Below are 15,139 nucleotides of genomic sequence, written 5' to 3' on the forward strand. Positions count from 1 at the left end.
ATCGTTCCCGGTTTGGCTGAACTGCATCACACAGTCCCGCTTGAACCGCAGACAGGTTAATTTTACTCTTCAGGCACCATTTCCAGTTTTGGCTGTGGTCGCCTGCTGATTGGAATAGCGCAATTCCCGCGACCAGTCCAGCCAGCGATTCCATTCCTCACGCCCCAGGTTACTGTCCCGGGAATCAAACACTTTATCGGGCATCTGTTTCAGGATAATCTTGGCCTGCTCCAGCATGCTCTTGGCTTCATTTTTTTTACCCAGGCTTTCGTAGCAGCCTGACATTTTCATATAGGCAATCAACACTTCCGTGCATTGTGGATAGCGATTGACGGCATCGTGATACGATTTAATCGCGTCTTCGTACTCGCCCGTCATGTACAGCAGATGCGCTTTGCCGAAACAGGTTGATTTCAACAGTCGCTTACCGAGGGGATCGAGGCGATCCTGACTCTCCAGCCGGCGCAAATCGCGATTCAGACTCTGTAACTGTTCAATCGCCATATTCAAAAAACGATACTGTTTTCGCTGTAGTTCCTGTCGGGCGTTTTCGGTCCTGGCGTTCTTCATCTCCTGCAAGGGTTCATCTGCCAGATTCTGCAAAGCACGGGCAAGCAAAAACCGTGCTTCATGTACCTTTTCTGATTCCGGGTACCGATTCACGTATTCCCGCAGTCGTCGCGTCGATTCCTCAAAGTAAAAATAGGGCCCCGGCTGTGCGGTCGACTTCTCACCTTGTGCTGTGCCACCTGCCGCCTGGGGCTTTTTACCCGCAATCTTCCCGAGGTGAAAATTCAACTTGCCCAGTGCAAACAGAGAATCCGACCATTGCTTAGCCTGCGGTGTTAAATTGCTGCTCTCCAGAATGTCTTTCCAGACACCCTGAGCCTGTTCGAGCTGATCCTGCTCCAGGTGCGCGACGCCCAGCAGATACTTTGCCTGGAACGCAGCCACATCGGTGGGATAGTTCGTCATCACCCGTTCAAAATGGCTGATGGCATCATCCAGTTGATCCAGTTCCAGCAGAATTTCCCCACGACGAACCAGTGCCTGGGGCATTTTTTTATCCGGGTTGATATTGATAAACCGGGTCAGCACCTTGAGTGCAGTTTCATAATCCTGACCTTTCTGAAAATGCTCTGCAGAAATGGACAGAATCTCTCCGTAACGATCCGTCGTTTTCAGACGACGGGCCAGCTCATAATATGCTTTACCACTTTGAATCCAGTGGTCCTGTAGTTCATGTTTCAGACTCTCCTGCTCAGTGACAGTTGCCTGTGTGTAGCTGCGTTCAAGATATTCCGCCCACCGACGATTGGCATTCGCAGCGAGTTCCCGTGCCTGCACTTCAGGCAACAGGGGGGGCAGATATTCCGACAACTGAATCGCTGCACTGAAACAGGTCACGCCATTTTTGATCTTTGCCTCATCAACCCAGTCATTCCAGGCATCGAGCACATACTTCCGAAATCCTTCCAGGCTGATCCAGCGATTGCGAAAATCTTCCGGACTGCTGACTGACCGCAGTGCCGTCCTATAGGCGATCAATGCTTCTTCAGTTCGTCCGTTTTTACGGAGTAACTCGGCCAGATGCAGATACGCAGCCAACCCTTCATGGGTCCCCGCATACCGGTGTGTGGTCTGCTCATAAAAACCGATTGCCGCCTCTTTATCATTCAATGATTCCGCACACAATCCCATCAGATAGGAAGCCTGTCGGGAAAACTTGCGGTCCAGTCCCAGGTTATCTTTGACTGGCGCCAGGATGGTCAGTGCTTCTTGATACTTCCCCTCAGCCATCAAGGTCTGCGCCTGAAAAACGAGGGTCACCTGGTTGACCGAGTCCTGCTGCTGCACCTTCTTCAGCACTTCCTCAGCCAGATCATTTTTCCCCTGGGCCAGCATGATCTGAGCTCGCTGCAGGTAGAGACGATCCTGCGTCACCGGGTTAAGATTGTCTGACTGCAGTGCTGCGGAGTTCAACTTGAATGCGTTCTGCAGTTCCGCGTCCGCTTTGTGATCCAGGTAGATATCGGTCAGCATCATGGAAGCATTCAGCTTCCCATGCGGCCAGGTCTCGACAGCTTCTTCAAGTAACGGTCGCGATAGTTTCGTCGAACCGAGTTGATACAGACTGGAACCATAAACGAAACACCATTCGGGCCGGTACTTTTGAATGATCGCTCTGCGTTCCGCTTCCTTGAGATATCGGCTGGCAATCAGATACTGATGATCCTGGGACTCTCCCGTCAGCTCTTCCGCATTCCGAAAGGCAACCACCCCAAAAATGTAATACAGTGCGCCGGGAAAATCCGGGTCCTGATATTCCTGTTTCTTGAGCGAGTAAGCCAGATCCTGCGCGATCGTCCACGACTTCGGATCTTCCCGATCTTCCAGAAGTTCCAGCGATTCTGCCAGAATCTCCTGAGGCGTTTTTTCCGGCTCGCTGGATCCACTCATCAGGTAAATGGTCAAAAGCACCAGAATCGAAGCAGCGATCCCAACCAGCTTCCAGCGCGAACTGACAAACTGCAGCAGACGTTGAGGCAGCGCGCGCGAACCATCTTCGCTGACTGAAGCACCAGCCTCGGTAACTTCAGCCTCAGCAGCCACCGCTGAAGGTTGCGGGTCTGCTTCGGATTCTGGTTGTTTGTTTGTTTCTTCTGCCATGATAGAACTGCCCGATCAAAAATCGGGAGATCCTGCATAGAACGATCCGATCTGCTGTGAATGTCAGATCAATTCGAAATGGAAATGTGTGAATTGCGACGGAAACGCCAAAACGAAAAGTAGATTTTCTGACAGCCTGAATCAGAGAGACAGAAAACCGGAGAGGAAGCTGTTAGTGTGTCTGAAATGTTCTTGAGAGAGGTGATATGACGGGATTAATAGTATAAAAATCCGTTTTTTGTCAATATTACTTCAAGTCCAGAGGCTTCCCGGAGAGGCGAATACCGCAAAACCAGTGACTTACCACCAAACGAGGCAAGACGGGCGCACTGGTGAACCTTAACGCAGGATATTTCTCACCCGGCTGGCAGACCGTTCCTCAAAGTGAGAGTCCAATCGGTCGAACGGCTCGTGGAGGTATAAGAGGGTTTTTCTCAGAATATCAGCTGCCGGGGGACCGGCGATCGTCCCGCCGTAATGGTTTTCTCCGACCGATGGTTCATTAACGACCACCAGCACGAGCACTCGCGGATCATGAGCCGGCGCACCACAGATGAAAGAACTGACGTGCAACTGCGAGGAGTATGCCCCCGTTTTGGGATCCGGTTTCTGAGCAGTCCCCGTTTTCCCAAAGACCTTATACTCGTCCAGTTTTGCCCGTCGTCCCGTTCCACGTTCAACCGTTTCCAGCATGGGAACCTGGACCAACCAGTCTGCCACCTCAGGTGAGACCAGTGGAGTTGAAACCAGCGGACGCACCTGAGCGGGCTCATCTTCGGAACGGGGAAAATAGTTGTGGTCGATCTGGTCACGAATCAGCCGGGGATTGAGCAGTTTCCCCTGATTGGCCAGGGCCACATGGGCGGTGATCAGCTGAATCGGAGTAACAGCGATTTCCTGCCCCATCGGCACCGAACCGGTCGAATAGATATTCCAGGATTTCAGGGGCCTGACGATCCCCGTCAACTCACCGGGCAATTGAATGCCTGTCTTCTGCCCAAAGCCAAAAGCCGTGACCGCCTCATACAGTCCCGCGTTCGTTAAACGTTCCCCGATTTTCGCCATCCCGATATTACTGGATTTCACCAGAATATCTGTCACGCTCAACATGCCATAGCTGTGATGATCGTGCAGCAGACGCTTGCCCATCCGGTATTCGCCGTATTCACAATCGAATTCTTCATCCCTACTGATCAACCCTTTCTCCAGAGCGGCAGCAACGATAAACGGCTTGAGCGTTGAGCCCGGCTCATAGATGGAAGCAATCGCGGTATTTTTCCAGGCAGTTTCCCTGATGTCTTCCGGATGATTCAGATCGAAGGTCGGCACCGAAGCCAGCGCCAGCACTTCACAGGTTTTGACATCCATCACGATGGCGCAGGCACTTTTGGGCTTCCAGTCTTTGACAATCCCCTGCAATTCCCGTTCGGTATACAGCTGAATGATCGAATCCAGGGAGACAACCAGCGTTTCGCCATTCCGCGGCGCCACCCGGGAATCATTGCGAACCTCAATCACCCGGCCATGAGCATCGCGAACCAGGAACCGATGGCCATCCTGTCCACAGATCATGTGATCGAAGGCCTCTTCCAGCCCTCCCTGCCCTTTGCCGTCGATGTCACGTAATCCCAGTGCATGGGCTGCCAGTGCCCCCTGTGGATACTGCCTGCGATATTCCTGACGGAAGCCCCACGCATCATCGGCCAGATTCAATGTTCGGATCTTCTTCAGTTCCGTATCCGACAGTCGCCGCTTGACCCACAGGAACAGTTTGTCGTCGTTCTGTTTCAGCCGCTTGAGAAAGTGCCCCTGATCCAGCCCCAAAGCTTCGCAAACCGGAATCACACTCTGATTCCCCTTCAGCCGCTGGGGGACCACGTAGAGACTGTTGGTGACAATTGTCGTTGCCAGCAGGCGTCCGTTGCGATCGAGGATATCCCCGGGCCGGGCCGGTATTTTTTCTTTAAACACCTGCTGTCGGGTAACCACCGATTTGAACTGCCGATGCCCGACGTACTGCAGATAAACCAGCCGTCCGGAAATGACCAGCCAGGCAAGGACCACCAGTACGATCAGGCTCCAGCTCCGCCAGCTGATTCGAGATTGAGAGATACCGGATTTCAAGAAACTGCCCACCTGTCCTCAACACCGGGATAAATCTGTTATTTCTGACGTGTCACCTGCTGTGGCGTTCGCTGCAGATGCCACTGTAGCAACGGCATTTCGCGACGATTGGTCAGCGCAGGCTCTGAACTGGACTCGACCTCCAGCTCTCCCCGCTCCATTGAGTTCAAAACCTTACGCGGCGAACTGGCGCGTTGCGTAGCCAGCTTCATCTTGGCATGCGAATTGATCAACACTTCCAGCTGAAAATGCTGTCGGCTGACCTGCCGCTTCAGCTTCAGGCTCTCTTTTTCCAGCGCAATGCCGATCAGAGAGACGGCCACTGCCAGCAAAATGGCACTGATGAAACGGAATAACATCGATTCCAGCCTCTTCCGCACCAGCGGACACAGGCCGACTGCCTTTCCGCCAGTTCAGAAATGGGAGTGATAAAGACGAACAAAGACGCTTTATCTCTTATCGGCTGGAAGAGTTTCCGGGCACAAGACTGACCCGGCTGGCATCGGTCGGGAGCTGTAATTCCGTACCAATTTGAAGCTTGTTCGGATTTTGCAGCCTCTGCCGGTTCATCTGATAAATCTGAAACCAGCGGGAAGATCGCCCCAGATGACGCTGGGAAATATCCGTCAGAGTATCATTGCTGCCGACGCGATACATCGGACGCCCATCCTGGCTGATGAAAAACCCGGATGCTTTACCCGGCTTTCGCACGGTATTACTACCGCTGAACTCGCTGACAGTAGTCTGATTACTGGTTTTATGAATCGCCTGGTATTGGGCTTCAATTGCAGAGCGATCCGGGGCAATCAATTTTAATCCCGGACGCATCGTCCGGGGATCGCCGACGCGACTCTTGTTAATCCGGGCCAGCAGCTGAAAATACTTTCCACTGCCGTACAGCTTCTTGGAAATCGTCCAGAAGTTTTCACCGTTCTGAACGACATACTCTCCCCCCGTCGCTGCTGCGACCGGCTGGCTGAAGCTCTCTTGCTGCAACGCACCGAACTCTTCCTGAACCGAGACACTCTGAGTCGGCGCAGGTCCATCGAACAGCCCTCGTGCCTGTGCAGCCGGTTCGGGAGTCATCGCTGTTTCTTCGAAGGATCCCGAATCGATACTGGCTGCCGGTCGTTTGACTGTAGTCACGCTTTCCGCCTGCTGGGCTGAAAATTCTTCTGCCCGAAAATCACCGAAACGATCAGTACCCTGAGTCTCCTGTGTTTCACTGAATTCGGAAACCTGAGGCTGTTCAAAGTTCCCTGCATTGGCAGTAGAAACATCTGCCCCAAATTCGTTTGAATTCTCCATCTGACCGGTGGAAGCCTGTGGTTCCGCCTGATCAAAACCGGCATTCCCGAAAGGATCAGGCTCCGACTGGCTGGAGATTTCGGTGATATTGACTTTAGCCGTCTTTTGAGGTAATCCGCCTGAGTTCTGCATCTGTCCCCCGGCACCATCTTCGGCGAGGTCAAAGTTACCAAACTCATTATCACTCGCAGGTTCAGCCTGCTGAGGCATGGCCTGTGCCGGTTCGCTGGAGGCACCAAAGGGATCTTGTTCCACCTGCACTGCAGCAGCGTTACCCGTCTCAGCCTGTGCAAATTCATTCGCAGCCGGCTGTTCCATCAGACCTGAGCCTGAACCCGCTTCCTGAGCATTAAACCCAGAACCGGCTCCGGCGTTGAAATCATTCTGCATGGCTGCCTGAGGCTGCTTCTGTTGTTGCGCAAACTGATCGCCGCCGGCAAAAGGATCTGCCTGAGCGTTATCGAATGTCGTTGGTTCCGCCTGATTCTGCATCCCGGCATTAAAATCATTTTGTGCCGGATTACCAAATTCATTGTTTCCTGCAGCAGGCTGGTCAAACGACTCAAAACCATTGTTTGTCTGGTTGGCAGCCATTTCCGTTGACTGTGCGGGCTCACTCTGATTATCGAATGTTGACTGATTGTCAAAATTATCGAAGTCTTTCTGGGCGAATTGATCACCGGCGGGCTGCTCCTGGGCACCAAAAGCATTGTCCTGGTTCTGATTTTCCTGGGGAGTAGAAAATCCGGAATCCCCCCCCCCCGTATTGAAGTCAGCGGACTGCTCTGTAACCTCTGCAGCACCGTTATTTTCTCCGTTTCCCTCGGCGAAGGGATCCGCTTCACCCGGCGTCTGCTCCCCCGTACCATCTTCGGCAGGGCTGTTGACAGCCAGTGCTTCCTGGGGACGATTGATCTTCTGATAGACAACCAGACCAAAGGCACTCAGCAGAATACAAATCAGGCAAAGCCCTACTTTGGTCTCGATGGCGATTCCGCCCTTAGGCTTCTCGACACCCCAGTCCTCTTCTGCTGTTTCTTCTGTTTTCTTTTCTTCAGTCATGGCACTGAACCAATTCGAAATAAAAACTGTTCTTATTTTTCAGACAGGCAGTCTCCCGCCCGTCACCCTGTGAAATAACTCACGCAAATTATGTTTTGACCGCCACCCGCAGCTTGGCCGTGCGGCAGCGAGGATTGACCCGCTGCTCGGCCTGCGTCGCTGTGATCGGTTTGGCTGTCAGGTTTTTCCATTGATCCCGGTCTTTAAACGCCTGCTTGACCATCCGGTCTTCCAATGAATGAAAGCTGATGATGACCGCTCTTCCTCCGGGCTTCAGCGCCTGAGGCAAGACCGCATCCAGCATGGTTTCCAGTTGCTCCAGTTCCTGATTGGCGGCGATCCGCAGCGCCTGAAAGACGCGTGTTGCCGGATTCTTGCGAGCCGTCGCCAGGGCCTTGGCAGGCAATGCCGCCTGTACCGCTTCAATCAGGTCCGCAGCTGTCCGGACAGGATTCGTTTTCCGTTGCTGAACCAGCTGGCTGGCAATCCGCTGACTGAATCGCTCTTCGCCATAGACTTCCATAATCTGAACCAGTTCCGCTTCAGACAGTGTTTCCAGTAACTGCCAGGCAGGAATGCCCTGTCGTGTATCAAATCGCAAATCCAGATCGCCCGGTGTTTCAAAACCGAAGCCGCGCGTTTCATCACTCAGTTGATCGGAAGAGAGCCCCAGGTCCAGCAGAACGCGATCGACCGAGGGAATCTGCAGCTCTTCCAGTACCGCGGGAAGCTCTGCATAGCTGGCCTGCCTGAGAAAACACTGCCCGTCCAGCAATGTTTCCACTCCTAATTTTTCTCTGGCAAATCCCAGCATCATCTCATCACGATCCAGACCGATTAAAGTTCCAGTTGTTCCAATTTGTTTCAGGATATGTTGACTGTGACCACCTGCGCCAACGGTGCCATCCACGACGACCAGTCCGGGCGACAAATCCAGTTGCTCCATGACTTCACGGAGCAGGACCGGTATATGTACGGGCCTTTTCTGATCACCGGATTTCCCTGACATGTAATTGGCTACGATTCTAAAAATAAAACAGCTCAATCAGTCGTTGATCATTTTCTCAGACAGAAAATCATCACGATTCTGATCACTGAATTCTGATTTGATTTTTTATGGTGGGGGTAGAAACTTGAGAAGTGTCACTCTTAGAGAGATCGATCGCCCGAAAACCAGAGGGAAGAACTCCATCTGACTCTCAAGCGCGGGAAGTTTAGGAAAATTCTGATTTTCTGACAAGATCAGTTAAAGATTTTTAAACCAGGACCGACGGCACAAACGTAAATCGCCTGCCTGAAACAAATTGAGCCTCAGGCAGGCGATTCGGAAACTAACAGGTTTCGTGATAAACTGATCTTGCGGGTCCTGTCCAAGGAGGGAACCCTGAAGCCATCCGCTCCAGGCAGCATCCATTCTACCTGTATGTGGAGACGAACGACCGGTGGCCCAACCCAATATTCTGAGCACACACAGGTGACATCCATTTCACCTTCAATCCGCAAAGCCCGGTAGCCAGCGGAAGAGTTCCAGATTGTCCTCCTTGAACAACATGAGATTTAGATTTGTTGATACACTCAGCCAGCAATGATGAACATCAATGAATTGTCACGTGAAATGGATTACCAGGGCATTTGACCAAATGCTTGCGCAGCCATCTCATCGAAATGAGGACCATGGTCGTTCAGATAGGTGTTCCAACGCTCGGTATTCCAGATCTCAGCGTGGTCCTGAACTCCAATCAGAACCACTTCCTGTTTCACTTCCAGGCTGGCCAGTTCAGCGAGTCGTTCGGGGATACAGATGCGCCCCTGAGAGTCGACTTCCACCTTCTCCGCCCGTGCATAGTACAACCGCAGATACTGGGCTGCCTCCGGGCCATTCCTGGAATATTCTTTCAATCGTTGTGCCTGCTGTTCAAATCCTTTCTCTGAGAAAAGCAACAAAGACGATGCAGTACCAGGTGCGATATAAATCTGGGTGAAGTCCTCGGTGATAAGCTCTTCCTTGAGCCGTTTGGGGATTGCCAGTCGACGCTTTCCATCCAGAATCTTGTTGAAAGTTCCTGTTAACGCCATTGGCCCCCACCCGTCACCACTTCTCACCACAGAGTGCTGAATTTACCACCCAGAAAGAAATCGTCAAGCATGATTAAATGCGTAAATCAGATTCCAGGAACCGGATTCGTCCTAGATACTTATCTGGATTGGAATTGCGACTTTGATGATTTTTAAATTTTGTTGAGAGGGGGTGGTTCTGGTGTGAATCACGGGTGGAAAATCAGTCAGTCAGCGACAGGATCTGGGAATAAATCTGGTCATATTTCCGGGCGATCGACTCCCAGGTAAACTCCTGTTCTACAAGAGTTTGCGCATTATCAGCCATCTTGATAAACTGGGCAGGAGAGGTCCTGAAACCAACCAGTGCCTGATGAAGTTGATCAATGGATCCAATTTCCACCAGCGTTCCCTGCTCTCCCGGTTGAATCAGCTCAAAAATCCCATCAACTTTTGTCGATATCACGGGCAATCCCGCTGCCATCGACTCCAGCACCACATTGGGCATTCCTTCCCAGAGCGAAGAGAGCACCAGGCAATCTGCCGCTTGCATCAGTTCCGGAATCTGGGGCTGCCATCCAGCGAAATGAACCTGACTGGAATATCCAGATTCGGAGACTCTCTGCTCCAGTTCAGACCTCAGGGGACCATCTCCGACAAACAGCAGATGAAACTCAGGTGCCTGGCTGGCAAATTTCAGAAATGCCGAAAGCAGATCATGGGGTGCTTTCTGAGGATCGAGTCGACCAACCGAGAGAATCACCTTGGCATCTGTCGGTATATTCCAGCATGTGAGATCTGCAGGCGCAGCCTCCGCAAACCGCTGATATTCCACTCCGTTGGGAACGACGGTGATTTTCGCAGGCGCTAAATGACCGGTTTGAATCGAAAAGTCAGCCACAGACTGACTGACACAGATATTCAGCTCCACCAGGCGATTTGTGAGCCGATCCAGCAACAGGTGCCCGTTCCGCCGCTTTTCAGAGACGCGAATTCCGGAAACCACATGTGGTACATGTGCCAGGCGGGCAGCCAGCCGCCCCGCGAGATTGGCGTGAAATAGAAATGTTTGCAACAAAACCGGTTTTTGTGCTTTGAACTTTTGCGCCAGGTGCCAGATAATGCGGACGTCTCGTGCTGAACGCACCTGTAAGATTTCTGTTGGGATCCCCGCCTGCTGCAGTGGCTCTACCAGTGGACCAGAACCGGTTAGCGAGTAAACAACAGGATCCCAGCGTTCTCGATTGAGCCGCGTGACGATCTGGACCAGCGCACGTTCCGCCCCTCCGGGCTGCAGACCGGTAATGCAAAATGCAATCGGATAAGGTGCGTGGCTGTCAGACAACTGTCATCTCCTGGCAGAATACCGACTTCGCCTGAGGACAGGCGGGCAGGCTCTGTTTCTATTGTTCCCTCAGGGTCAGTCGCAGCAAGCTCAGATTGAAAAATTGTGTTTGTTCTGACCAGACTAATATCAAACGTTCGTTAAAATCCGCCATTTTCAGTCGTTTTCCTGGTCATACTGCGTCTGCCGAACCTGAATTCCCTCGATCACAATACAACGAAACGATACCGATGCCCCGTTTAGATGCCTTCGATTATCACCTGCCCCCGGAACTGATTGCCACTGAGCCCACCCGCCAGCGGGACCAATCCCGTCTCCTGGTCGTCAACCGCCAGGATCGTTCCATACAGCACAGCATGATTTCCGAGCTGCCTCAGTTTCTGAATCCCCAGGACTGCCTGGTTCTGAACGACACCCGCGTGCTCTCAGCCCGGTTGTTTGGAGTTCGCCAGGCCACGGGAGGAAAGTGGGAAGGCCTCTACCTCGGCTCCAATGCCGAGGGGGAGTGGAAACTGATGAGCAAAACCCGCGGCAAACTGGTTCCCGGCGAGACAATTGAACTGACTCCCGCACATTCCCGAAACGAAGAGAAACAGCTCTCGCTGATCATGCAGTCCAAAGATGACGAGGGGTACTGGACGGCCCTGGTAAATTCTGATGAAGATCATCACGCCCTGCTCTCGCATTTCGGTACCATGCCCCTGCCCCCTTACATGAAACGGGATCTGGCGACCGAAGAAGACTGGGAACGCTACCAGACTGTATACGCCAACCAGCCTGGTGCCGTCGCTGCCCCCACCGCGGGACTGCATTTCACTCCCGATCTGCTGGCTAACTGCACAGGGAAAGGAGTCGGGGTTGCCAAAGTCACGCTGCACGTGGGTATCGGCACTTTCAAACCCATAGCCTGTGAAACTCTCGAAGAACACAAAATGCACTCCGAGTGGTGTGAACTTCCGGGTGAGTCAGCTGCGTTACTGAATCGGACGCGAGACCATGGAGGCCGCATCTTTGCTGTGGGAACGACCAGCGTCCGCACACTGGAATCGGTGGCTCAGCAGGGGCCACTCCAGGCCTGGCAGGGTGAGACCGATATTTTCATCTATCCCCCCTATCAGTTTCAGGCGGTCGACTGCCTGCTGACCAACTTCCATCTGCCGAAATCAACACTGCTCGTACTGGTCAGTGCATTTGCCGATACCGAGTTGATCCGGGAAGCCTACGAAAAAGCTGTAGAAGCGAAATACCGCTTCTACAGCTATGGTGATGCCATGTTGATTATTTAGCAGCCGGCAGCTTACTGCGGCTTGGCAATGTCTTTCGGTACCTGACCATCCAGGTAACGCCAGTTTTTGATGAACGAAATCAGATCCGCCATCTGCTGCGGGTTGATGGTTTTCTCCAACCCGACCGGCATCAGCGAAACACCGTTGGACTTCATTTCATCGATTTCATCCTTCAGCACCGTTATGGTTTTTCCTTCCGGCTGCGTCAGCGTGATCGATCCGCCGCTGTCGGAAGAGATGATACCGGTATGAACCACACCATCGATGGTAATAATCGTGTAACTGAAGAAGTTCGCATCGATGGCCCGGTTTGGATCCAGGATGTTGGTCAGCAGATACTCTGGTGTCTTGGTACGGGAGTCACCGATATCAGGAGCAACATTCACGCCCAGTTCACCAATCCGGTGACAGGTCACGCAGTTCTTCACAAAGATCTGCTTTCCGGCCAACGGATCCGCTTTCAGCTTGAGCGACTTCTGGTAGTCAGCCAGAACCTGCTTCCGGTCGGCAGGAATCGCTGCGGCAAACAAGGCGGCTGCCCGCTTCTTGATTCCAGCATCACGATTCCGTTGCAATCGAGTAGAACGTGCGGGCCCCAGTTCAGAAATCTTGATCTCACCCTTTTCGATTTCATCCAGCAGAACATTCGTGCGATCCTGGCTGGCCAGCATCGCATCTAGAATCGCCCGACGCATGCCGGGAGTCTGCTGGGCAAAACCATCCATCAAAACCGGTCCGATCTGTGCATCCCCGTAAGGGCTGATCGCTTCGATGGCGGCAATCTTCACTGCCTGTGAATTCTTGCCCTGAATCAGATCCAGCAGCGTTTTCCCAGCTGTATCGAAGCCAACAAACTGCAACACACCAATCGCTTCCAGCTTCTGGGCCAGCGGACTCTTCGGATTCGCTGCCGTTTCGACGATCTTCTGGTAGAACTGATTCAGTTTGTTCTGATCCGCTTCTGAAAGCTTCGCCTGATAGGCGGCGATCGATTTCCCTCGGCGACGAAGGCTGTTACCAAGTCCTTCGAAACCGGCAATCTGCAGGGGCAGATATGAATCCGCATCCAGGCCGGCAATCAGGGACAGAGTCTCCTGAATATCGTCTGCCTTGAGCTGCGGACCAATTACAGCCGCCATTTCTCCTACAGCTTCGGTCACACTGGACTTGGCGGTTACTTTCTGGCCAGACTGTTTTAACTGTTTCAGGAACGATTTGAAAATCGGCACACTTTGATTGGCTGCAGAAGAGAGCACTGCGGCACGGGTCCAGCTGTCATCGGCCCCCTGCAACATCAGCTGGGCCAGTTCCTCAACCATCGAACCACTGTCACCCGCTTCTCCCAGGCTGATTGCCAGCTGGAATCGCAGCGCGGGATCTGCCGTGTCGACCAGAGCCAGCACCTGTTTTTTCAAGTCCTGATTTTCAGCCAGACGCGGTTCGCTCAGACGAACGGCCTGTCCCTGCACGCGCGATGATTGATCTTTCAACGCCTGCATCAAAACAGCGTCACTCAATTTCCCCAGTCCTTCCAGGGACCAGAGTGCCTGAATGCGGGCCTGTTCGTTTTTGCCTGCCGTCACCAGTTTTTCAAGAGCAGGCTGCAGAGAGGCATCCTGACCTTCAAAAATCAGTCGCGCTGCGGTCTCCCGCTGCCAGGAATCTTTCGAAGACAGAGCAGCGATGAGGTCTGCCGGAGTGGCATCTTTCAACGCAGTGTAAACATTTTTATTGATTTTGGATTTCTTAGGTACGATGCGATAAATTCGACCGCGATCAATTCCGTCATTCAGGTCGGAACGCTCTTTCAGTTCGACCGGCATGAACTGCGGGTGTTCAATGACCGCACGATACATATCACACAGATACAGTGCACCATCTGGACCGTTATACATATTGACGGGCCGGAACCACTCATCGCGGCTGGCGATGAATTCCACTTTATCGCGTCCGTATTTGGAATCGTAGGTCGCCCCCATCGGCGTCATAACATCACGGTGCACCAGATTGGCAGTCGGCTCACAGGTGAAACTGTTACCGTAATATGCTTTGGGGAACAAGTCTCCCCGGTAAATGGTCACACCACAGGCAGCAGTAAACTGTCCGGCGTGCAACGTCGAGGTTGTCCAGGTACGGCTGATCGCATACACGCGGGAGTCTTCTCCATCGGGAGAGACATCGTGGTAAACCGACTTAACAGCCAGGTAAGGATTCCGTTTCAGATACCGGCTCTCCAGCACGATGTGTTTGTTCGGATTGCGATTGGAACAGACAAACCGATTACAGTAATCGTCGAAGGTCAGTCCGAACTGCCCGATCCCGGAGATCGATTCGTATTTCCCGGTCAAGGGATGAAAACGGAAATCGAGACCGTTAATCGGAACCTGCTTCGCATTTTTCGTCCACTCGGGATGGGTCGCGATCACGGATCCGCCACGCAGACCATTGGAAATATAAATGTGATTATCCAGACCCAGTGTCGGATGGTTGGCACGCAGCTGCGAGTTTTCTTCTTTGAAACCGGTGAACCAGGTTTCGACCAGGTCGGCTTTGTCATCACCGTCCGTGTCCTTCATGTACTGCACCTTGCCGGCCAGGGTGACGATCAGCCCCCCTTTCCAGGGTTGCACCCCGGTCGCAAATAACAGCTTGTCTGCAAAAACAGTCGCCGTTTCGTAAAAGCCGTCCTGATCCTTGTCCCGCAGCAGCTTGATCCGGCTCTTGGGATCTTCACCCTCTTTGGGTCCATGAGGATAGTCCGTCATCTCGACCACCCACAGAATTCCCGATTCATCAAAGGCAACAGCGACCGGGTTGACCACGTTCGGCTCGGACGCCACCACCTGCATTTCAAAATCAGGATGCACGACCGTCTGTTTTAAAGACTCCTCCGGTGAGAGAGGCGACTTGGGTACTGCCGATTCCTTCTCAGCAGCCACCGCGAATTTCAGACAGACACCGGCCAACAGAGCCAGGCATCCCCAGCATCCCCATTTCAGGAACCTCTTGCCTGTGCTCAAAGCACGTCTGTGAGAACCGGGGAAAACCGTGAGATGTTTTGCTTGTTTCATGTTTGATCACCGTAGTATTTCAGACAGAAATCTGGATGGAATGATAACGAGGAATTCAGGTTGGATAAAATCTATCCTAACTTACCGACTGACGATTCTCTATCTCGCTTCCGACACGATTTCGAGATTCTGCGGAATTTATAAACAATATTAACGTTCGGCGGCACCAAAGGCTATCATCAAAGGAAGCGATACCGAATTTTCTGTTTCCAGCTATG

9 protein-coding genes are annotated in these 15,139 nt (G+C 52.6%); 1 reads left to right on the forward strand and 8 read right to left on the reverse strand.

From position 1 onward, the window contains the following. Positions 1-69 precede the first annotated feature (69 nt). From RID21_RS03355 to RID21_RS03385, 7 genes are all read right to left on the reverse strand, one after another. Positions 70-2,670 (reverse strand): tetratricopeptide repeat protein, encoded by a 2,601-nt coding sequence (locus tag RID21_RS03355; protein WP_350187166.1) that lies wholly within the window; start codon positions 2,668-2,670, stop codon positions 70-72. A 339-nt stretch (positions 2,671-3,009) separates the two neighbouring features. After that, positions 3,010-4,794 (reverse strand): peptidoglycan D,D-transpeptidase FtsI family protein, encoded by a 1,785-nt coding sequence (locus RID21_RS03360; protein ID WP_350187167.1) that lies wholly within the window; start codon positions 4,792-4,794, stop codon positions 3,010-3,012. A 38-nt stretch (positions 4,795-4,832) separates the two neighbouring features. Then, positions 4,833-5,153 (reverse strand): hypothetical protein, encoded by a 321-nt coding sequence (locus tag RID21_RS03365; RefSeq protein ID WP_350187168.1) that lies wholly within the window; start codon positions 5,151-5,153, stop codon positions 4,833-4,835. A gap of 97 nt (positions 5,154-5,250) precedes the next feature. Next, a complete protein-coding gene (locus RID21_RS03370; RefSeq protein WP_350187169.1) occupies positions 5,251-7,164 on the reverse strand; it encodes a LysM peptidoglycan-binding domain-containing protein in 1,914 nt (637 codons plus the stop codon). An 88-nt stretch (positions 7,165-7,252) separates the two neighbouring features. Next, on the reverse strand, positions 7,253-8,173 hold the full coding sequence (rsmH, locus tag RID21_RS03375) for a 16S rRNA (cytosine(1402)-N(4))-methyltransferase RsmH (RefSeq protein WP_350187170.1): 921 nt from the start codon (positions 8,171-8,173) through the stop codon (positions 7,253-7,255). A gap of 611 nt (positions 8,174-8,784) precedes the next feature. Beyond that, complete coding sequence (locus tag RID21_RS03380) at positions 8,785-9,240, reverse strand: division/cell wall cluster transcriptional repressor MraZ (RefSeq protein WP_145039363.1); 456 nt, start codon at positions 9,238-9,240, stop codon at positions 8,785-8,787. Between the two features lie 202 nt (positions 9,241-9,442). Further along, positions 9,443-10,564, reverse strand: a complete 1,122-nt coding sequence (locus RID21_RS03385) for a glycosyltransferase (RefSeq protein WP_350187171.1) — start codon at positions 10,562-10,564, stop codon at positions 9,443-9,445. Positions 10,565-10,794: 230 nt separating this feature from the next. Between RID21_RS03385 and queA the strand changes: the two genes are divergently transcribed. Continuing rightward, a complete protein-coding gene (queA, locus tag RID21_RS03390; protein ID WP_350187172.1) occupies positions 10,795-11,850 on the forward strand; it encodes a tRNA preQ1(34) S-adenosylmethionine ribosyltransferase-isomerase QueA in 1,056 nt (351 codons plus the stop codon). 11 nt (positions 11,851-11,861) lie between these two features. On the opposite strand, the gene RID21_RS03395 is transcribed toward queA, so the two are convergent. Further along, positions 11,862-14,921, reverse strand: coding sequence for a PVC-type heme-binding CxxCH protein (locus RID21_RS03395; RefSeq protein WP_350187173.1), 3,060 nt, complete (start codon positions 14,919-14,921; stop codon positions 11,862-11,864). Between the last annotated feature and the right edge of the window lie 218 nt (positions 14,922-15,139).

Source organism: Gimesia sp. (assembly GCF_040219335.1).
Taxonomy (GTDB): Bacteria; Planctomycetota; Planctomycetia; order Planctomycetales; family Planctomycetaceae; genus Gimesia.

Bases quoted from the DNA above. Each gene is read 5' to 3' on its own strand.
- RID21_RS03355 (WP_350187166.1), bottom strand. From the start codon at position 2,670: ATGGCAGAAGAAACAAACAAACAACCAGAATCCGAAGCAGACCCGCAA.
- RID21_RS03365 (WP_350187168.1), bottom strand. From the start codon at position 5,153: ATGTTATTCCGTTTCATCAGTGCCATTTTGCTGGCAGTGGCCGTCTCT.
- RID21_RS03370 (WP_350187169.1), bottom strand. From the start codon at position 7,164: ATGACTGAAGAAAAGAAAACAGAAGAAACAGCAGAAGAGGACTGGGGT.
- rsmH (WP_350187170.1), bottom strand. From the start codon at position 8,173: ATGTCAGGGAAATCCGGTGATCAGAAAAGGCCCGTACATATACCGGTC.
- RID21_RS03380 (WP_145039363.1), bottom strand. From the start codon at position 9,240: ATGGCGTTAACAGGAACTTTCAACAAGATTCTGGATGGAAAGCGTCGA.
- queA (WP_350187172.1), top strand. From the start codon at position 10,795: ATGCCCCGTTTAGATGCCTTCGATTATCACCTGCCCCCGGAACTGATT.
- RID21_RS03395 (WP_350187173.1), bottom strand. From the start codon at position 14,921: ATGAAACAAGCAAAACATCTCACGGTTTTCCCCGGTTCTCACAGACGT.